The sequence below is a fragment of the Enterococcus sp. genome (assembly GCF_022711995.1).
Lineage (GTDB): Bacteria > Bacillota > Bacilli > Lactobacillales > Enterococcaceae > Enterococcus_D.
Genome location: NZ_JALAHI010000003.1, coordinates 12,517 through 33,799, shown reverse-complemented (window position 1 = coordinate 33,799; position 21,283 = coordinate 12,517). Strand labels below are relative to the sequence as shown.

Genomic DNA, 21,283 nt, shown 5'->3' with positions numbered 1-21,283 from the left:
GTTCTGCATAATCTGTATAAAAATAAAATTCAGAAAATTCAGAAAAGTAGTTGAAAAGGAAAAATTGGAGTGATATAGTCATTTTTAATTAGAGGGGGGAATGAAGATGAAAATTGAACGAGTTGAGGTTGCTGCAAATAAAATACTGTTGCGTAAGCCATTTAAAATTGCATTAGGGGTGATTACGGAGGTCAGCAATTTGACCATTAAAGTGATTACTGATACCGGAGACGTTGGAATCGGTGAGGCAACACCAGAACCTTTAGTAACAGGAGAGACGCTTGAAGGCTGTGAAGCTGCCCTGAAGTTATTGGCTGATGCCTTAACAGGAGAAGATCCCCGGCAATTAAGCCGGATCCATAGCATCATGAACCAGTCTATGAAAGGCAAGGGCTCTGCCAAAGCAGCTCTCGATATGGCTTGCTATGATCTATTGGGAAAAAGTACCGGATTGCCTTTGTATCAGCTGTTAGGTGGTCAGGATAACCAAGTAGAGACGGATATGACGATTTCCATCGATACCCCGGAAGTGATGGCAGAGAACGCCCAATTATATGTGGAACAAGGGTTTACCGCACTGAAAATCAAAGTTGGATTGGATGAGAAGGACGATATTGAACGAGTGAAACAAATTCGGGCAGCTGTTGGTCCGACAATCGAGCTGAGAATCGATGCCAATCAAGGCTGGCGGGCGAAGCAAGCAGTTAAGATGATTGAACAGTTGCAAAAATATGATATCGCTTTTTTTGAGCAGCCCACACCTGCCAGTGACGTTGATGGATTGGCCTTTGTCAGAACCCAGGTCACTCAGCAGATCATGGCAGATGAAGCGGCGTTTGTTCCTCAAGATGCGTTATCATTGATCAAAAAAGATGCAGTAGATGCTGTCAATATCAAATTGATGAAATGCGGCGGCATCTATCCAGCGTTACAGATCAATAGTATTTGCGAAGCTGCGAATATCCCTTGTATGGTAGGGTGTATGGCAGGAGAAACCAATATTAGTATCGCAGCGGCAGCTCACTTTGTTGCTGCACAAAAAAATGTTCGTTTCGCTGACCTTGATGCGACATTTGATTTAGCTGACCTTGCTTACGAAGGGGTTGTTGGCACAGAAAAAACGCCGGTGATTCAACTGAATGGAGCCGCCGGATTAGGCATCAATCAAAAAGAGGAGGTGGCGCTGTGAGTATGGATCCTAATGATCTATCCAATCTAGTAGTTCCATTGCCAGAAGACATTCAACGAGCCAAAGATTTCGGGGATTTTTCTTTAACACGTCAACTCATTCATCAGAAGTTGAACAATGCCCGTATCAGTGAAGTCTTAAAAGATCGTTTGCAAACGGAATTAAAAGTTTTGACTGTTTTTGAAGCAAAGCAATATCCCTATGAAGAAACCAAAGCACTGGAGATGATGCAACAGTCCTTTGCCGATTTTCAGCGAGAAGAACTGGATCGTTTAGTGGAGGCAGGAGAGGTCGAATGGATCTACTTGAATGGTAAAAAAGTTTTCCATGAACGGTTTATTGCTAATCTCGTTAAGACGCGCTCAGACTATTATACCCGCTATTTGTTTGAAGAAGAAAACGGGATTGACAGTGCCCGGCAAGTAGAACTGGATGAGAACGTCGCAAAAATGAAACAGCTCGGACAAAGAACTGCTCGAATCGTTTTGAAACAATCCCTTAGACCATTAACAACGCTTAATAAAGGAGACGGTCCTTTCTTGACACATATTCCTTTGCCTCGGGACACTGGAAAGGTGACCAATGCCAAGATTCTCCAGACAAAAGGAGCGGTCAAGCAGATTGATCCCTTCGCTGCACCACAGCGAACGATCTCATTTGAAACCAATGAGCCTTCTTCAATTGAAGCGACTGTGGAACACAGCTATGAGTTGACGGCTGTTTATACGGATTTATTTCACTTATTGGCTGAAAAAACCGTGATTCGTGAGTTGACGGAGTCGGAAAAAGCCGCATTTGCATCCGCACTAAATGAATTCGCTCCCCATATTCAGTTTACGCCTTTTCTAAAGCAATTGTTGCAGGAAATTTTGCCGGAAGCAAAAAATCCCTTGGAACGTGCGTATGCGATTTATCATTTTGTAACTACCAAAGTGACCTATTCGTTTATGCGGGAATACTATGCGATTCCGAATATCAGTGAGTATTGTGCTGTCAATCAGAAAGGGGATTGCGGTGTTCAAGCACTTTTATTTATCACGTTGTGTCGTATGGCGAATATCCCAGCGGAATGGGAGTCGGGTTTATATGTTTCGGAATTTTTTGTGGGCCCTCATGACTGGGCGCGCTTCTATTTACCAGAGTACGGTTGGCTTTATGTAGATGTTTCGTTTGGGGGCAGCGCATTTCGAGGGGGAAATGACGAGCGCTGGCGTTATTATTTTGGAAACCTAGATATTTTTCGCTTACCTGCTAATAACTGTATTCAAGGGGGATTTACCGTAGCGAAGCAATTCTTACGAGCAGATCCCATTGACAATCAGCGGGGAGAATTTGAGTCTGCCAAGAAAGGCTACCGCTATGATGAGCTGGATTGGCAAGCTGAATTGATTGAGATGACGATTTTAGAAAAAGCGCTTCGCTAAGCGGTTGGGACGCATGTAAAAGGAGGACGTAAATGAGGAATAAAGAAAAAAGATTGATGGTTTTGTTGGTTGTTTCGAGTGTCATCGGTTTTTCAGGTTGTAGTTATCAGAAAGAATCTAAAGCTACTGCCAAAGAGAGCAGTGTGGTCAATTTGATGGAACAAAGCGAAATTGGATCGATGGATACCCTCTCTACCCAAGATACGGCAAGTATCAATGCTCAAGTCAATGTCTTTGATGGATTGTATCAAATCGATGACACCAATAAAGTCGCACCGGCTATTGCCAAAGATTTTCCCAACATATCCGACGATGGTTTGACTTACACGATCACGTTGAGAGAAGATGCAACTTGGAGTAATGGGGAACCAGTGACAGCTAAAGATTTTATTTATGCTTGGCAACGACTAGCCACACCAGCCAATCAAGCAAACTACATGTTTCTATTAGACGGCACATTCAAAAATGGTACTGAAATCATCAATGGGGAAAAAGACCCTTCTGAACTAGGAGCGAAAGCTACGGATGATTACACGATCGAGATCCAATTGGAGCAGCCAGTGCCTTATTTGACTTCGATATTGGCCTTCACTCCATTTTTTCCTCAAAATGAAGCGTTTGTCACCGAAAAAGGGGATGCTTATGGCACCTCAAGTGAAAATATTTTAACTAATGGCCCTTTTTTGATGAAAAATTGGGATCAAGCTTCCTCTACATGGGATCTGGAAAAAAATGAAGACTACTACAATCGTGATGCCATCAAACTGGAGAATATCCATTATGAAGTAATCAAAGAAGCTGTTACAGGGTATAATCTTTTCAACGAAGGACAGTTGGATATGGCGGATATTTATGGGGAATACGTGAAGCAAAATGCCGCTAACGAAGAACTACAGACGGTGCTGACCTCTTATATCCACTATTTCAAGATGAATCAAAAAAGAGATGGTAAAGATACGATCTTTGCCAATGAAAATGTACGAAAAGCCGTTTATTATGCGATTGATAAAGAAGCTTTAGTCAAAGATGTTTTATCAGATGGATCAGAAGCAATCAATGGGTTTATTCCGAATAACTTTGTCTTCAATCCGGAAACCGGCAAAGATTTTCGCGAAGATGCGCCTTTGAAAGGACCGGATAAAGCCACTGCACTTGCTTACTGGCAAAAAGCCACTGCGGATATTGGGGATAAGATCTCCATCGAGATGTTAACAAAAGACACCGATGCAGATAAAAAAGTGGCTGAATTCATTCAAGATCAGTTACAGACAGTCTTACCGGGTTTGACTGTTGAAATCAAGTCCGTCCCATTGAATAATTCGATTGATTTGACGCGAAAAAGCGATTACGAGTTAGCTATCGGAACGTGGGGACCAGATTATCAAGACCCAATGACGTACCTTTACAATCTCGTTTCACCGAATAACACGAATTATGAAAACAAAGACTATGATCAGTTGATTGCTGATAGCAATACGACCTATGCCAATGATTTAGCGACACGTTGGGATACGATGATCAAAGCAGAAAAACTATTAGTAGAAGACACCGCTGGGATCGTTCCAATCTACCAAAGAGCGCGTAGTATTATGGTCAATCCTTCTCTGAAAGGGGTGTACTATCCAACTTTCGGACCGTCAACGATCATCAAGTATGCTTATATGGAAGAATAAGCCGGTAGCAATCAATCACAACGTTCATACTTTATCAGGGGACTGTGATATAAGTCATCATCCAACAAGTGAAACCGAAACATATGCTATTGCTAGAGATTCCTCGGACTTTTCCGACGAGGAGCCCCTGCACCGCAGGAGCACTACTAGTTAATGTTCGGATATTTTTACTTGTAGGAGACTTATGGCACAGTCCTTTTTTTAGGCGGCTGCTTCATTGGCTTCTTTGTACTCTTCAAAAAGGATCATAATTTGTGTGCGCTTTTTAATGTCCAGTTTGATAAAAATATTATGAACATGGGTTTTGACTGTTCCTAAGGAAAGGAAGAGCTGATCGGCGATTTCCTGATTGGTTTGATGTGACAGCAGTAATGCAAAGATTTCTGTTTCTCGCTGGGTAAACTGATGAACCCGACAAAAGTTTTGAACCAAGAGCGAGGCGTCTTGTTCTTGCGGCTTTTCTTCCTGCGGTCGGCGTTCTTTGATGAAGAAGTGCAGCAATAAAACACAGACAACAATCGAAAAAATATCCTCTGAGATGCTGCGATTATAAATCTTCGTCGCTAAAGAACTGTATTGATCGACATTGAAAATCACGAAACTATCTTCAATAACGATCAAAATACTAAAGAAGAGATTGATGATCATCAACTGCTTTAAATAGTGTTTGTTCAGCAAAGGGATATCCTTTTTGGTTCCTTGCCAACAATAAATTCCTAGATAAAACAGGAAGAGTTGATTGCCAAGGTAATAGAGCCAGACTTTAAATGCTGAATTATCCATCAGTGGGGTGGTGATCATCCAAACAGCCAAAGCAATCAGTAAAGCATAATGGAGGGGGGAGAGTTTTTCTTTTCGTAGTTCGGCAAGAATAGAAATGGAGAAAAAGGCGTTTCCCATAAAAATAATGGTTTTAACTGCTGGTGCACTCATGAATGCTTGATCATAACTTTGGGCAAAGGAATTGAGGAATTCCGTCATGTAAATAATCGTGTTGTCAAAAATGAAGAATGCCAAATACAAACCGATCCAGAGAAATAACTTGTTTTTTTCTTTTAAATAAGTATAAATAGCAAAAGTCATGGTGATGGAATATAGAATGATCAATAGAATATTGTAAATAAAAATAGCTATCATATTGAATCCCCTTTCATTTTTTTCTTGCACCAGATTTTTTACCCTAATTATAACATCAATTGTTTTCTCTTTACTTTTAATTCCGCTAAACTTCCCTCTAAACTTTTGTAAACCCTTGGAAAATAACTGGTTTATATCTAAAAATAAACCAGTCCTCAGCAAGGGTGAATCGATAATGATAACGTTTACAACTAATAGCTTATCGTAAACTCCCCCTTTTTTTCCTAAAGTGAAGATGCAAAAGCAAACAAATCACTTAGGAGGTTACATTATGGAAAAAAGAGATTTTATTACAACGGAAAACTACACGAAGGAGGAGATCCAACAAATCGTTGACTTGTCATTGAAAATCAAAGCGGCCATCAAGAATGGTTTTTATCCCCCTTTACTAAAGAACAAAGTATTAGGGATGATCTTTCAACAGTCTTCTACCAGAACGCGGGTTTCTTTTGAAACAGCAATGACACAATTAGGGGGACATGCAGAATATCTAGCACCGGGACAAATTCAATTGGGCGGTCATGAAACGATAGAAGATACGAGCCGTGTTCTTTCTCGTTTAGTTGATATTTTGATGGCTCGTGTCGAACGGCATCATAGTGTGTATGACTTAGCCACGAATGCTACGATCCCAGTTATTAACGGGATGTCTGACTTCAATCATCCAACGCAAGAATTGGGCGATCTTTGCACCATGATCGAACATCTTCCAGCCGGCAAAAAAATTGAAGACTGCAAGATTTCCTTTATTGGAGATGCCACACAAGTCTGCTTCTCTTTAGGATTGATTGCAACAAAAATGGGGATGGAATTCGTTCAATTTGGTCCAGAAGGGTTCCAGTTGAATGAAGACCATCGGGCAAGATTGGATGCCATCTGTAAAGAATCTAGCGGCTCTTATACGATCTCAGATCAAATCGACGTGATCGAAGATTCGGATTTTGTTTATACCGATGTTTGGTATGGACTGTATGAAGCGGAACTATCAGAAGAGGAACGTATGCGTGTCTTTTACCCTAAATACCAAGTGAATACTGACTTGATGAAACGTGCTGGTGAACAAGCGAAATTTATGCACTGTTTGCCGGCTACTCGTGGGGAAGAGGTCACGGATGAGGTTATGGATGGTCCAAACTCAATCTGTTTTGATGAAGCAGAAAATCGCTTGACTTCGATTCGCGGCCTCTTAGTGTACTTGATGCGGGATTATGAAGAAAAGAATCCAATCGACGAGACCAAAAAAGCAGCGGCTAAAAAAGACTTGGAAGCTTTGCTAGGTGAAACTAGAGGCAAGAGATGAAGGAAATAGTCTGCGTATCCTAACGATGCGTGAGGATTGTTTCTGTTCAAGAGGAGGAGCCAACGACTTGAAACTCGCTTCTTCCGAATTCTTACAGGCGGATTCTGATTCAGAAATGGCTGCAGCTTTTATGCCGCGGGTGAATTCATGCGGGAGAAGTCCGCTAGTTGTGAGAATCCTTCAATCGTTGGTCAATCCTTATTCCCTTGTACCGGAAAGGAAGAAAACAATGGGAGAGAAGAAAAAATTTAGTTTAATGAGTGCCATCTTATCTGTTATTTGTGTTGTATTTGTGGCAGAAGCGGCTGCACCAGTAGCGGCAATCGGAAATTCACAGTTTTTTTGGTGGATCTTTCTGCTGATTGCGTTCCTTTTGCCTTATGGATTGATTTCATCGGAATTAGGGACGACCTATATTGGCGATGGCGGTATCTATGATTGGGTGACGAAAGCTTTCGGTCATCGCTGGGGATCGCGGGTGTCTTGGTATTACTGGATCAATTATCCACTGTGGTTAGCATCTCTAGCGGTGGTCTGTCCGGATTTGTTGACGACTATCACAGGTAGCGAGTTTTCAACGGCAGCTACTATTGTGATTGAACTGATTTTTATTTGGATCATCGTTTGGATCAGTTTTTATCCAGTTAGTGATAGTGTATGGATTTTGAATGGCGCAGCTGTTATCAAAATGCTGTTGGCAATTTTGATTGGGGGATTAGGTCTTTATACTGCCCTTACCAAAGGTGTGGCGAATGAGTTTACTCTTTCTTCCATGTTGCCAAGCTTCAATTTGAATAGTTTGTCCTTTATTTCGGTAATCATTTTTAACTTATTAGGATTTGAAGTTATCTGTACATTTGCAAGCGACATGGAAAATCCTAAGAAACAAATTCCACAGTCGATCATTGCCGGCGGACTGGTGATTGCCGCCATTTACATTTTTTCTGCATTCGGGATCGGTGTAGCGATTCCTACCGATCAAATCAGTACCGGTAGTGGATTGATGGATAGTTTTAAATTGCTGACAGGATCCACCGGCGGCTGGTTTATTATTTCGATGGCCTTTTTATTCTTGCTGACATTATTTGGCAACATGATTTCTTGGTCACTAGGGGTCAACAACACTGCTTGTTATGCGGCTGAAAATGGCGATATGCCGAAAGTGTTTGCCAAACGCAGCAAAAAAAATGGTATGCCTACTGGTGCGGCAATTATGAACGGTCTCGTTGCTTCCATCGTGGTTGTGATTGCGCCGATTTTACCCAATCAAGATTTATTTTGGGCATTTTTCTCACTGAATCTAGTGATGTTCTTACTATCGTATGTACCTGTGTTTCCTGCGTTTTATAAATTGCGCAAAATCGATCCAGAAACACCTCGACCTTTCAAAGTGAGTGGCAGCGACTTGTTCTTGAAAGTATTAGTCGCACTACCGATGATCATGATCGTGATTTCGTTGGTTTTTACGGCCATTCCACTACAATTTGACGCTGAGACACTAAATCAGCAATTACCAATCACGATTGGAGCAATTGTATTTGCCCTCGTTGGTGAAGCCATTATCTGGATCAAAAAAATCAAAAAAGAAGGAGTGCTATATCATGGCAAAACGAATCGAAAAGACCACACCGAAACAAGACGGGTTTAGAATGCCCGGAGAGTTTGAACCACAAGAGAAAGTATGGATGATTTGGCCAGAACGGCCGGATAACTGGCGTGATGGGGGCAAACCGGCTCAAGAAGCATTTGCCGAAGTCGCAAAAGCTATCAGCAAATTTACGCCAATGAATGTGGTCGTGTCGCAACAACAGTATCAAAACTGTCGTCGTCAATTGCCTGCAGACATCACTGTCTATGAAATGTCCAACAACGATGCTTGGATTCGTGACTGTGGCCCTAGCTTTGTTATCAACGACAAAGGCGAATTACGAGGCAATGACTGGGGATTTAATGCTTGGGGCGGTTTAGTCGATGGCTTGTATTTCCCATGGGATCAAGATGATTTAGTTGCTCAAAAAATCTGTGAGATCGAACACGTGGATTCTTATCGAACAGAAGATTTCATTTTAGAAGGGGGATCCTTCCATGTCGATGGGGAAGGCACTGTGCTAACGACGGAGATGTGTTTGTTGAGTGAAGGTCGGAATCCTCATATGACAAAAGAAGAAATCGAACAAAAATTATGCGACTACTTGAACTGTGAGAAGGTACTTTGGTTAGGGGATGGAATCGATCCTGAAGAAACCAATGGCCATGTGGATGATGTGGCATGTTTTGTTCGTCCCGGAGAAGTGGCTTGTATCTATACTGAAGATAAAGACAGTCCCTTTTATGAAGCTGCCCAAGCGGCTTACAAACGTTTGAATGAAATGACCGATGCCAAAGGTCGCAAATTAAAAGTCCATAAACTTTGTTGCCCAGTAGAAAATGTCACCATCGATGGAGATTTCAAGATCGATTACGTAGAAGGAACGATGCCGCGAGAAGATGGCGACATTTGTATTGCTTCTTACATGAACTTTCTGATTACAAACAACGGTGTGATCGTTCCTCAGTATGGAGACCAAAATGATGCGCTGGCTCTAGAAGAAATTGCACAAATCTTCCCAGAAAAAGAAGTCGTCGGGGTAAATACAGTGGAGATCGTATACGGTGGTGGGAATATTCACTGTATCACGCAACAACAACCACAAAGATAGGGGGAGTTTTATGTCAAAAATTGTCATCGCGTTGGGTGGAAATGCTTTAGGCAATTCTGCGCACGAACAATTGACCAAAGCCCAAGTAGCAGCAAAATCGATTGCTGATCTGATCAGTGACGGCCATCACGTGGTGATTGCCCATGGAAATGGTCCCCAAGTGGGCAAAATCCGTTTAGCATTTGAAGAATCCAGTAAAACGCAAGAAGACGTCATGCCATTTCCTGAATGCACAGCTATGAGTCAAGGGTACATCGGCTACCATTTGCAACAAGCGATTGATGAAGAGTTGGTTGCTCGTGGATTGGAAAATATTCCGGTGGTTTCCATGCTGACACAAGTGGTGGTCGATCCGGCTGATCCAGCCTTTATGAATCCAACAAAACCCATCGGTGGTTATTACAGTGAAGCCGAAGCCCGGCAACTGATGACTGAAAGTGGCGACGTTTATGTAGAAGATGCAGGCCGAGGCTGGCGACGGGTGGTTCCTTCACCAAAACCCGTGGACATTTATGAAAAAATCAGTCTGAAAACATTAGTAGATGCAGGTCAAGTGGTGATTGCATGTGGCGGTGGCGGTATCCCAGTGGTGTATGAAGGAACGCGCTACAAAGGAGTCGATGCGGTGATTGACAAAGATTTCGCTGCAGCCAAAATGGCAGCACTGATCGATGCGGATATCTTCATTATCTTAACCGCTGTTGAGCAAGTCTTTGTCAACTATGGTCAGCCAAATCAGCAAGGCTTGACCACGGCAACTGTCGCTGACATGCAAGCCTATATTGAGCAAAATCAGTTTGCTCCTGGAAGTATGTTGCCAAAAGTAGAAGCAGCAATCGATTTTGCTGCCTCAAAAAAAGGCCGGCAAGCAGTGATTGCCTCACTGGAAAAAGCTTCAGAAACCTTAACGGGTACCAGCGGCACCACCATTCAACTTTAAGTGAAGGAAAGGGACTGTGACATAAGTCATCCTCCAACGAGTGAAACCGAATCATATGCTATTGCGATAGATTCCTCAGACTTTTTCGACGAGGAGCCCCTGCACCGCAGGAGCACTAATAGTTACTGTTCGGATAGTATTACTTGTAGGAGACTTATGGCATAGTCTCTTTTTTTGTCTAAAAAGCGAACATTCCACAAATAAAGACGGAAATAATGTACGGTTTTTATTGATAAATTTATGGATGGATGTAAAATAAAACCGTTGATGCTTATTTTAATAAAGAGTATTGGAAATGAATGGGCAGGTTGTGATTGCCAAATCATTGGTTGATAAATTTACAGTACAAGGAGAAACGATATGTCAATATCAAACTATTTTAAAGGATCTGTTTTTCATACACCAGAAGACGGCGTACTGGAATACTTGGAAGATGCCTTGATTTGCGTGAATCCTGAAGGGATGATCGAAAGGGTCGTGACAAAAGAGCAAGCCGACTACCCAGAATGGATGGACACAGCGCGACAAGGAACACTGGTTGAATTGAAGAAAGGACAGTATTTCTTACCGGGATTTGTCGACTTGCATGTCCATGCACCCCAATGGCCGCAAGCCGGTGTTGCATTGGATGAGCCGTTGAATGTGTGGCTAGATGAGTGTACCTTCCCGCTAGAAGCAAAATACGCAGATCCAAATTTTGCTTCAGAGGTGTATCAAGATTTAGTTGCGCAATTACTTGCTCGAGGAACAACAACGGTTCTTTATTTTGCCACTGTTCATTTGGAGGCAAGTTTACAATTAGCTAAGATTTGTGCTGAAAAAGGTCAGCGTGGATTAGTGGGGAAAGTAGTGATGGATGATCCCAACGCGAACCCTGATTTTTATCGGGATGCCTCCACTGCTGCGGCATTAGCAGAGACAGAAACCTTCATTAAAGAAGTTCAAAAGTTGGCAAAAACGACCCAGCAAGGAGTTTATCCTGTCGTGACTCCGCGATTCGTTCCCAGCTGTACCGACGAAGGCTTGGCGGGGTTAGGACAACTTGCACAAAAATACGATGTCCATGTACAATCCCACTGCAGTGAAGGACAATGGGAACACGATCACGTATTGGAACGATTTGGTAAAACTGACACAGAAGTCTTGCGGAATTTTGGTTTACTGGGAGAAAAATCTGTGATGGCTCATTGTAATTTTATCGATGAAAAAGATGGGGAGATCTTTGTGGAAACAGGTTCCGCTGTGGCCCACTGCCCGATTTCCAATGCCTATTTTGCCAATGGCGTGATTCCTATCAAACGGCTTAAAGAACAAGGCGTAACGATTGGCTTAGGCACAGATATCTCCGGCGGCTTTTCTCCAAGTTTGTATGACAATATCAAGCAAGCAGTCATGTCTTCCCGGATGCTGGAAGATGGGGTGGATGTTACATTGCCCCAAGCAAATCGCGGTGTCGCAGATTCGCGCATCTCAGTCATTGATGCCTTCTCACTGGCAACAAAAGGTGGAGGTGAAGCACTGCGTCTGCCGATCGGACTTGTTAAAGAAGGCTATGCTTGTGATCTTCAAGTGATCGATACTTGTTATTCTGGTAATCCATTACCAGCTTTTGGGGTGTTTAACCAACCAAAAGAACAATTACAAAAGATTTTATACTTAGCAACCGCCGAGAATATTCGTCAGGTCTGGGTGCAAGGAAAAAAAGTACATGAAAAATGAGGAGATTGATACTGTGGAAACCAGAAGTAATCGTTTAACGATCGGAATGAATGAAGATATACCTTTAGGACAAGCAATTGTTCTTGGCTTACAACACGTGTTGGCAATGGATGTGTATGTCCCACCCTTTATTATTGCTACTGCTGTTGCGATGAGCTCGTCGGATGCAGCCGGACTGATCCAATCTACCTTTTTAGGTGCTGGGATTGCTTCGCTGATCCAAGTCCTCTTTTTCTTAAAACTGCCGGTCTGTCAAGGACCATCCTTTGTTCCAGTCGGAGCGATCATTGGTATTTATTTTGGGGCGCAAGGAATGGATACTGTCTTAGGGGCAAGTGTAGTTGGTGCACTGGCCGTGATTCTTTTAGGAATGACGGGGATCTATAAGTACATTGTCCGCAACTTTATTCCCACGATCGTCAGTGGGACGATTATCATGATCGTTGGACTGACATTGTTACCTACAGCTTTTACCAGCAACATTTATCCAGCTACTGAAACATTATCGGCTAACCAAAATATGTTTTTAGCTGCTGTAACTGCCGCAATCTTAGTATTGTTTTCTATGCTAGGAGATTATTTTCCACGTCTAGGGAAATATTTCCGGATCAGTTCAGTAATTATTGCCTTAATGATCGGTACACTGATTGCTTGGTTCATGGGTGGGGTCGACTTCCAATCGGTTGCAGACGCTTCATTTTTCAGCTTGCCTAAACTTATTTTCGTCAATTATGGTCTTCACTTTGATGTTTCAGCTATTTTGACGATGCTGGTGATTTATATGGTATTACTCGCAGAAACAACAGGAACTTGGTATGCAGTCAGCTCTGTGACTGAAGAAACGGTGACCGACGAACAAATCAACAAAGGCGTTATTGGAGAAGGCATCGGTTGTCTGGTGGCTGCTTTAGTAGGAACGACACCAGTGACGGGGTATTCAACAAATGCCGGCATCATTTCCATTACCGGGGTTGCCAGCAAAAAAGTCTTCGTAATGGCTTCCTGCTGGTTTATCCTCTTATCATTTGTTGGCAAGTTATCCGCGTTGATCCATGCCGTACCATCAGCGGTAATCGGTGGCGTCTTCGCAGTTGTCTGTGTTATCATTTTGCTTAGCGGCTTCCGAGTGATCAAAAATGAAGAGTTTTCTGAACGGGAGCTTTATATTATTGGGGTTCCATTGATTTTAGCCATTGGTCTTTTGTTTATGCCAGCGGAAATCAAAGAAGAAACGCCGCAATTTCTTCAATATTTATTGGATTCACCGATTGCGTTAAGTGCAATTGCGGCTATCGTGATGAATAAGTTGATTCCAGTAAAAAAAGCTAAGATCTAGTCAAAAAAAGCTACAGGACTTGAGAAGGTCTTTCCAATGGCCACGCTAAAAGCGAGCATTGGAAGATCGTTTTCAGCTGTAGCTTTTTTTGTTACGGGAATATGTAATATTTCCGGATTTGTAACAAACCAAAGAAAAAATGCAGATAAATTTCGCTAGGAAATATAAAATAACGTCTGCTTATGTTTGAAAGCTCTACTATCTTTGATTTAAAAGGGTATCTTTTTTTATACGAAACGTAAGCAACTCGACGCATTCGTAATCATCTGTAACGAGAACTTTACCTATGAAATATTCTCTGGTGTTAGACTAATCTATGCGTTGGAGGTTTCTCCTACGACAGACTATAAACGCTACAAGATGAGGAGAATTATTTTATGAAGTCATTGAAAACTGTTTTGCTTAGTACAGCTGTCCTTGCAGGTCTGGGTGTGTTTCTAGGTGGACAAGATGCGTTTGCTGATGAAGAATACACGGTCCAATCTGGAGATACATTATCTACGATTGCCTATAACTATTTTGGTACCTCAGAAGCCGTTGACAAAATTGTTGAAGCAAACGGCATTACGGATAAAAACTTGATCTATGTAGGTGAAACCCTTGTTTTACCAACAGATGATGCAAGCTATTCAAATGAAAACTCTTCAGCAGCTGCTGAACAATCAACTTACCAAGCACCAGCTTCACAACCAGCTTCACAGCCAGCCAGCAGCCAACAAACAAGTGCTAGTACATCGGCATCAAGTTCTGCAGCAACTGGTTCAGAAGCTTCTGCTAAAGAATGGATCGCAAACAAAGAATCTGGCGGTTCTTACACAGCAACAAATGGTCAATACTATGGTCGCTATCAGTTGACTAACTCATACTTAAATGGGGATTATTCAGCTGCCAACCAAGAAAAAGTAGCCGATAATTATGTTGCATCACGTTATGGTTCTTGGTCTGCTGCAAAAGCATTCTGGGAAGCAAACGGTTGGTACTAAGCAATCCAATCATTCAAAGATTTTACAGACTCGTTTAGCGGGTCTGTTTTTTTGTCTATACCGACAGCTTGATGATGAAAGAAACCCGCTAAGATATGGTACACTAAAGAAAAAATCAGTTTCAAATAGGAGGGACGAGTATGAATCATCAGATTCAACAGCGAATCGATCGCCTGCAAAGCTATGGTCAATCATTGGCAGGGGCTAATGTGGCTTATCGCGAGGATTGGGGAACGATTTATTTTGGCTTGATTGGCAAACAGTTTGGTATGATGAGTCCGGAAGCAACGGACGATGCGATCATTACGTTGAAAAATAAACCGGAAGTCAATGAAGAATTGCGGGAACAATATCCAGGAACGATCATTCCCGGATACTATGCCAATAAAGCCCACTGGAATTCTATTCGACTGGCAGCAGATGAGGTCACGGATGAACAAATAGAGCAGTTGATACTGACCTCTTATGAACTGGTTTATCAGAAATTGACAAAAAAACAAAAAGAAGAAGTAGCAGCCCTTAAAAAAATGTAGCAAAAAACACCAACGAACCTCTTACCTCAAAATCGGAAGACGATTTAAAGGAAACCTATTGAGGTTCGTTGGTGTTTTTTATTTGAGAGGGGGGATTCGCTGGTTTAAACCGGCGAGATAGATTGCGATACTCTCCAAAAAAACTTGCCGTTCGTCGATTTGTTTGCGTTGCTGAATGCCTTCCGCTATCCCCTTTAACTGATTTTCAACAACATAGTTGCGCATAGTGGAAACATGGGCTTGTAACTTTTCATCGCCAGTTATAATTTTTGCTCGCAATCGATCTTCTTGTTGACGATCGAGTAAGTGTCCCAATAACAGATGATACAATGCTTGAACGGTTTGGTTGCTTTGAGCGGGAGAGAAGCCAGCTTCGATCAGTATAGTGATCATTTGCTCTAAATGTAGCAGTCGGCTAGGATAGGAAGGAATCGTATGAATCTCTAATTCCGCCCCACAGGGATACTGGAGATAAAGATCATAGTAGTTGGCCATAAAGCTTTGCAGCTGTTCTTGCCACGGGCCGGCAGGGGCATCTGGCAGCTCATTTTCCATCGTTTCTGCCATTGCTTGCAGTAGTTCTTGTTTATTCGTGAAATACCAATACAAAGCCGGGGCTTGCACCGAGAGTTCTTTTGCTAATTTGCGCATAGTCAATTGAGAAAGGTCCGGGTTCTCTTTTAAATAGGCAAAAGCCGCATGAATAATTGCTTCTTTTGATAATTTTTGTTCCATAAAAAAAATCATCCTTTGTTCGCTTGCAACATTTTTCTAAAAATGGTAAATTATTGTCCGGCTTTATTTTACAGTGTTAAATAATGCCTGTCAAACTGTAAAGGAGTGTGTTTAAAGATGGATCTTGTTTTACGCCATGTAAAGAAGTACAAAGGCGCTGTCTTCATTGCGCTGGTTTCTGTTGCTATCATGGTCGTCGCCACGTTATGGCAGCCCAAGCTACTGCAACAGGTACTAGAAGCAATTATTAAAGAAGACGACAATGAAATGAAATCGATTGGGGTCCAGTTGATTGGATTAGCTCTATTTGGGCTGGTGGCTGGGGTCATCAATACCATTTTCTCAGCCAAAGTAGCGCAAGGAGTCAGTGCGGATATTCGTGAAGAAGCCTTTCGTAAAATCCAAACTTTCTCGTTTGGTAATATTGAGAAATTCTCAGCGGGAAATCTGGTGGTCCGATTGACCAATGACATCACCCAAATTCAAAATTTAGTGATGATCTCCTTGCAGTCGTTGTTTCGGATTCCTTTCTTATTTATTGGTGCCTTTATCTTAGCCATGACCACGATGCCTCAACTTTGGTGGGTGATCGTCGCATTGATCGTTGCAGTAGTGATTATTACTGGTCTTTCTTTTACACAGATGGGCAAACATTTCATGATCATTCAAAATTTGATTGACAAAATCAATAGTGCAGCAAAAGAAAATCTTTTAGGGATTCGGGTGGTGAAATCATTTGTTCAAGAAAAAAATCAATTGAGCAGTTTCACGAAAGTCAGTGATGAGCTGACGAAACACAACATCATCGTTGGTACGCTATTTTCTGTGATGATTCCTTCCTTTATGTTGGCTGCCAATTTAGCAGTCGTAGGCGCCATCTTCTTTGTCAGCGACCTTGCAAAAGATGATCCGACATTGATTGGCGGAATCGCTTCTTTCATGAATTATCTGATGCAGATCATGATGGCGATCATTATCGGCGGAATGATGATGATGATGACTTCTCGGGCGGCAGTCTCTCTCAAACGGCTGAAAGAAATTCTGACCACCGAACCAGACTTGGCCTACAAAGATGTTCCGCAGCAAGAATTAGCTGGTAGTGTGGCATTCGAGCATGTTTCTTTCCGTTATCCTGGGGATGAGAAAAATACTTTGACGGACATCAATTTTTCGATCGCTCCTGGGGAAATGATTGGGATCGTCGGAGCAACGGGTGCTGGTAAATCGACATTAGCTCAATTGATTCCTCGTTTGTTCGACCCAACGGAAGGAACCGTGCGTGTTGGAGGCGTCGATTTGCGAGAAGTAAATGAACAAAGCTTACGTCAAACGGTTTCCTTTGTTCTACAAAAAGCGATTCTTTTCTCTGGAACCATCGCTCAAAATTTACGCCACGGCAAAAAGAACGCCACTGTCCCTGAAATGACTCATGCCACAGAAATCGCACAGGCAAGCGAGTTTATTCAAAAATTGACGAACCGTTTTGAAGCGCCAGTAGCGGAACGAAGCAGTAATTTTTCTGGTGGCCAAAAGCAACGATTGTCTATCTCACGCGGTGTCATCGGGGAACCGAAAATCTTGATTTTAGATGATAGTACCAGTGCATTGGATGCTCGTTCGGAAAAACTGGTTCGTGAAGCCTTTGAAAAAGAACTGCAAGCAACCACCACGATCATCATTGCACAGAAAATTGCTTCTGTTGTGAATGCAGACCGTATTCTGGTGTTGGATAAAGGTCGTCTGGTTGGCGTAGGTACCCATAAAGAGTTAGCTGCCAACAATCCGATTTATCAGGAAATTTTTGAGACTCAGAAAGGAGCTGAATAACCATGACGGATTTGATCAAAGCAAGTAAGTTTTTTTATCACTATTTAAAACGATACAAACTCTCTTTCTTTTTCATTTTCATTACCGTGATTGCAGCGACTTATCTGCAGGTTCAAGCACCGGTCTATGTGGGGCAAGCTTTTCAAGAATTAGCCAATTATGTTGGCGGATTGATGCAAGGCGTAGATGACAAGTCAAAATTTGTGTCTGTCATTTGGAAGTTATTGCTGTTTTATGTATTGGCAAGTGGAGCAAACTTTATTTATAGTATCCTGTTCACGCAAGTGGTGGGGAAATCCACCAATCGGATGCGAATCGGGTTATTCAATAAATTGGAAAAATTGACGATCAAATTTTTTGATTCCCATCAAGACGGTGAGATTTTGAGTCGTTTTACCAGCGATTTGGATAATATTCAAAACAGCTTGAATCAAGCATTGTTGCAAGTATTGACCAATGTGGTATTGATGATTGGGATTTTGATCATGATGTTCCGACAAAATGTCACATTAGCTTGGGCGACGATTGCGTCTACACCAATTGCCATCCTGATTGCAGTCATTGTGATCCAAAAAGCTCGCAAATATGTCGATTTACAGCAAGATGAAGTAGGAAAACTAAACGGGTACATTGACGAAAAAATCAGTGGCCAACGAATCATCATCACCAACGGTCTTCAAGAAGAAACGATTGATGGATTTTTGCAGCACAACCAAAGTGTTCGGGAAGCCACCTACAAAGGACAAGTTTACTCCGGCTTGCTTTTCCCAATGATGCAAGGAATGTCGCTGGTCAATACAGCGATCGTGATTTTCTTTGGCGGTTGGTTAGCATTGAATGGGGATTTGGAACGTTCAGTTGCTCTAGGTCTTGTGGTAACTTTCGTTCAATATTCTCAACAATACTATCAACCGTTGATGCAGATTTCTTCTGGCTACAGCATGATTCAATTGGCAATCACTGGCGCCCGCCGTTTGAATGAGATGTTTGATGAACCGGATGAAGAAAAACCGGCAAATGGTGAAAAAATCACTGGTATCAAGCAAGAAGTGGCATTGAATCATGTTGATTTCGGTTATGATAGTGATCGTTTGATCCTTAAAGATGTCACCATTCATGTCAAAAAAGGTGAAATGGTGGCACTTGTAGGACCAACCGGTTCTGGAAAGACAACCATCATGAATCTTTTGAATCGCTTCTATGATGTGACGAATGGCTCAGTAACGTTTGATGGTCAGGACATTCGACAGTTAGATTTAGATGCATTGCGGGAGCATGTGGGAATCGTGTTGCAAGATTCGGTACTATTTTCTGGGACGATTCGGGAAAATATTGCTTTTGGTAAGCCGGATGCCAGTGAGGAAGCGATTATTGCAGCAGCAAAACAGGCCAACATCCATGAATTTATCATGACGTTAGAACAAGGGTACGATACACCAATCACGGAAGAAAACAATCTATTCAGTACCGGGCAAAAGCAGTTGATGAGTATCGCTCGCACGATTTTGACCAATCCATCCCTACTGATTTTGGATGAAGCCACCAGTAATGTGGATACGGTGACGGAAGCGAAGATCCAGCAAGCAATGGATGAAGCCATCAAAGGACGGACCAGTTTTGTGATTGCCCATCGTCTAAAGACGATTTTGAATGCCGATCGAATCGTTGTCTTGCGAGACGGGCAAGTCATCGAAGAAGGAAGCCATCAAGAATTACTGACAGAAAACGGGTTTTATGCCGAACTTTACCACAATCAATTCGTCTTTGAATAATTCATTGACGAGTTTAAACCAAAAACCAATGACTGCTACTTGGATCAAAGTAGCGATCATTGGTTTTTATTTGGTGTCACGTGTTTTAAACAAGTTCTCCTGGCCAAGCAGAAGTGCCGCCTACTACATTGATCGCCTTGAATCCTTGCTGGTCCATATAATGACAGGCTTGCTCTGATCGAGCACCTGAGTGACAGATCACGTAGTAGTCAAGGTCTTTCACCAAATGGGCAGTAGTGAAGTGAGACAACGGATTATTTTGCGCATTTGGTACATGGCCGTTGATAAATTCATCGACTTCTCTGACATCAATCAGTTGCAGCTGCTGTTTTTTGCTTGCTTGATAAAATTCAGGCATTGTGATCGAGCGATACATGAATGATTTCCTCCGGTCTGACGGTTTGATAAAGCGCAAAAGCCCCGTCTAAATTTTTTGCCTCGTAGCCAGATTGTTTAAGAATCCGTTCGGCTAAATAGCTTCGTAGTCCGCTATGACAGCTGACGATATAAGAAACAGTTGGATCAAGTTCAGACAGTCGGTCTCGTAATTCATTTAGCGGAATGTGCAGAGCGTTTTTGAAGCGACCGGTCATTTCCGTTGTATTGCGGACATCTAGTAATTGTTTGCCGGCAGCTAATTCTGCAGAAAGTTCATGCCACTGGATTGATTCACTGAGCCCTTCGATTAGGTTCAATGCCGCATAGCCGATCAGGTTGACTGGATCTTTGGCGGAACCAAAAGGCGGTGCATAACTCAGTTCCAGTTCTGGTAAATCTGCCACCGTCAATCCACTTTTGATGGCTGTTGCTAACACATCGATTCGTTTATCGACGCCACTCTGGCCAACGGCCTGAGCACCATAGAGAGTACCTGTCTCTTTATTAAAGATCAATTTCAATAGCAGATCTTTAGCACCAGGGTAATAGCCAGCATGATCTTTTCCGCTGACATGAATCACAGCTGGCTGCAAGCCTGCCGCGGTTGCTGCTTGCTCGCTTAATCCAGTCATGGCTGCTGTAAGCCCAAAGACGCGCAGGATAGCAGTCCCAACATTGCCACGTTTTTTCCTTGGCAGACCAGCAATCACATCTGCGACTTGACGGCCTTGACGGTTAGCCGGTGAGGCTAAAGAAATCAGCGCATCTTCTCCAGTTAATTGTTGTTTCGTGACGATAGCATCTCCGACAGCGTAAATGTCTTTTTGCGACGTTTGGTAGGTTTCGTCTACCAGAATTCCTCCTCGAATGCCGGTAGCGATCCCAGCTTCCACCGCTAATCTTGATTCTGGTTGGACTCCGACAGACAACAGTGTCAGGTCTGAGTCCAACACAGTGTTATCTTCTAACCGAATTTTTTTCCCTTCTTCTTCAAAAGACGTGGCGGATTGGCCCGTAATGACCCTAATCCCCTTTGCTATCAATTCATTTTTGACATAGGCGGCCATTTCCTCATCCATCGTAGGTAAAACCTGGGGGGCTTTCTCAACGACGGTGACCGCCAAGCCTATGATTTTCAGACTTTCTACCATTTCGAGTCCAATGAAGCCGGCACCGATCACGACGGCATGACGGGTGTGTTGATCGATTCCTTTTAAAATAGCATCCATATCCGGCACATTCCTTAACTGGTGGCAGTTTTTGGCACGGTCTAATCCCGGGATTTTTGGCACGATGGCTTTTGCTCCCGGGGCAAGAATCAATTTGTCATAGGATTCTTGATATGTGTCAGAATCGCGACGAATAGTCACGGTTTTTTGTTCTGGATGAATGGCTAATACTTCTTGATTTGGGCGGACATCCAAACCAAAACGTGCCTTTAAGGATTCTGGTGTTTGCAGCAACAATTGCTCACGATTGGTGATCTCACCTGCGATAAAGTAAGGAAGGCCGCAGTTCGCAAAGGACACATAAGGACCTTTCTCTAAAACAATGATTTCAGCATCTTCCATCAAACGGCGTAAGCGGGTAGCAGCAGACATACCTCCGGCGACACCACCGACAATCAGTATTTTCATT

At 42.6% G+C, this 21,283-nt stretch carries 17 protein-coding genes; 13 read left to right on the top strand and 4 right to left on the bottom strand.

The window, feature by feature from the left end:
• Window positions 1–106: 106 nt before the first annotated feature.
• Genes Q0A12_RS00210 through Q0A12_RS00200 form a run of 3 tightly spaced genes read left to right on the top strand, consistent with a single transcriptional unit; the run spans window position 107 to window position 4,286 of the window.
• A complete protein-coding gene (locus Q0A12_RS00210; protein ID WP_291290714.1) occupies window positions 107–1,189 on the top strand; it encodes a dipeptide epimerase in 1,083 nt (360 codons plus the stop codon).
• A gap of 2 nt (window positions 1,190–1,191) precedes the next feature.
• Window positions 1,192–2,613, top strand: coding sequence for a transglutaminase-like domain-containing protein (locus Q0A12_RS00205; protein WP_291290717.1), 1,422 nt, complete (start codon window positions 1,192–1,194; stop codon window positions 2,611–2,613).
• A gap of 32 nt (window positions 2,614–2,645) precedes the next feature.
• The gene (locus tag Q0A12_RS00200; RefSeq protein ID WP_291290713.1) at window positions 2,646–4,286 is read left to right on the top strand and encodes a peptide ABC transporter substrate-binding protein; all 1,641 of its coding nucleotides are present in this window, start codon (window positions 2,646–2,648) and stop codon (window positions 4,284–4,286) included.
• Window positions 4,287–4,487: 201 nt separating this feature from the next.
• Here the strand turns inward: Q0A12_RS00200 and Q0A12_RS00195 are convergent, their stop codons facing one another.
• Entirely contained in the window at window positions 4,488–5,423 is a 936-nt protein-coding gene (locus tag Q0A12_RS00195; protein WP_291290712.1) for a helix-turn-helix transcriptional regulator, read from the bottom strand.
• 271 nt (window positions 5,424–5,694) lie between these two features.
• Between Q0A12_RS00195 and ptcA the strand changes: the two genes are divergently transcribed.
• The 8 genes from ptcA (at window position 5,695) to Q0A12_RS00155 (ending at window position 14,933) form a co-directional block, all read left to right on the top strand.
• Window positions 5,695–6,723 carry a putrescine carbamoyltransferase gene (ptcA, locus tag Q0A12_RS00190; RefSeq protein ID WP_291290711.1) on the top strand — a complete coding sequence of 343 codons (1,029 nt, stop codon included), beginning with the start codon at window positions 5,695–5,697 and terminating at the stop codon, window positions 6,721–6,723.
• A gap of 229 nt (window positions 6,724–6,952) precedes the next feature.
• A complete protein-coding gene (locus tag Q0A12_RS00185; RefSeq protein WP_291290716.1) occupies window positions 6,953–8,371 on the top strand; it encodes an APC family permease in 1,419 nt (472 codons plus the stop codon).
• On the top strand, window positions 8,325–9,422 hold the full coding sequence (aguA, locus tag Q0A12_RS00180) for an agmatine deiminase (RefSeq protein ID WP_291290710.1): 1,098 nt from the start codon (window positions 8,325–8,327) through the stop codon (window positions 9,420–9,422). The genes Q0A12_RS00185 and aguA overlap by 47 nt, the downstream gene beginning before the upstream one ends.
• Before the next feature lie 10 nt (window positions 9,423–9,432).
• Window positions 9,433–10,362, top strand: coding sequence for a carbamate kinase (arcC, locus tag Q0A12_RS00175; RefSeq protein ID WP_291290709.1), 930 nt, complete (start codon window positions 9,433–9,435; stop codon window positions 10,360–10,362).
• Window positions 10,363–10,722: 360 nt separating this feature from the next.
• Window positions 10,723–12,081 (top strand): guanine deaminase, encoded by a 1,359-nt coding sequence (guaD, locus tag Q0A12_RS00170; protein WP_291290708.1) that lies wholly within the window; start codon window positions 10,723–10,725, stop codon window positions 12,079–12,081.
• A gap of 46 nt (window positions 12,082–12,127) precedes the next feature.
• Window positions 12,128–13,417 carry a solute carrier family 23 protein gene (locus Q0A12_RS00165; protein WP_291290715.1) on the top strand — a complete coding sequence of 430 codons (1,290 nt, stop codon included), beginning with the start codon at window positions 12,128–12,130 and terminating at the stop codon, window positions 13,415–13,417.
• 377 nt (window positions 13,418–13,794) lie between these two features.
• Window positions 13,795–14,400 (top strand): LysM peptidoglycan-binding domain-containing protein, encoded by a 606-nt coding sequence (locus Q0A12_RS00160; RefSeq protein WP_291290707.1) that lies wholly within the window; start codon window positions 13,795–13,797, stop codon window positions 14,398–14,400.
• Window positions 14,401–14,540: 140 nt separating this feature from the next.
• Complete coding sequence (locus Q0A12_RS00155) at window positions 14,541–14,933, top strand: MmcQ/YjbR family DNA-binding protein (protein WP_291290706.1); 393 nt, start codon at window positions 14,541–14,543, stop codon at window positions 14,931–14,933.
• A gap of 78 nt (window positions 14,934–15,011) precedes the next feature.
• Here Q0A12_RS00155 and Q0A12_RS00150 read toward each other — a convergent pair whose 3' ends face one another.
• The gene (locus tag Q0A12_RS00150; protein ID WP_291290705.1) at window positions 15,012–15,668 is read right to left on the bottom strand and encodes a TetR family transcriptional regulator; all 657 of its coding nucleotides are present in this window, start codon (window positions 15,666–15,668) and stop codon (window positions 15,012–15,014) included.
• A gap of 117 nt (window positions 15,669–15,785) precedes the next feature.
• On the opposite strand from Q0A12_RS00150, the gene Q0A12_RS00145 reads away from it, so the two are divergent.
• Together Q0A12_RS00145 and Q0A12_RS00140 are read left to right on the top strand one after the other, a co-directional pair.
• Window positions 15,786–17,495: an ABC transporter ATP-binding protein gene (locus Q0A12_RS00145; protein WP_291290704.1), complete on the top strand. Its 1,710-nt coding sequence runs from the start codon at window positions 15,786–15,788 to the stop codon at window positions 17,493–17,495.
• A gap of 2 nt (window positions 17,496–17,497) precedes the next feature.
• Window positions 17,498–19,267, top strand: a complete 1,770-nt coding sequence (locus Q0A12_RS00140) for an ABC transporter ATP-binding protein (RefSeq protein ID WP_291290703.1) — start codon at window positions 17,498–17,500, stop codon at window positions 19,265–19,267.
• Between the two features lie 85 nt (window positions 19,268–19,352).
• On the opposite strand, the gene Q0A12_RS00135 is transcribed toward Q0A12_RS00140, so the two are convergent.
• A complete protein-coding gene (locus Q0A12_RS00135; protein WP_291290702.1) occupies window positions 19,353–19,643 on the bottom strand; it encodes a rhodanese-like domain-containing protein in 291 nt (96 codons plus the stop codon).
• Entirely contained in the window at window positions 19,618–21,282 is a 1,665-nt protein-coding gene (locus Q0A12_RS00130) for an FAD-dependent oxidoreductase (protein ID WP_291290701.1), read from the bottom strand. Before Q0A12_RS00130 ends, Q0A12_RS00135 begins: the two co-directional genes overlap by 26 nt.
• Window position 21,283 lies beyond the last annotated feature (1 nt).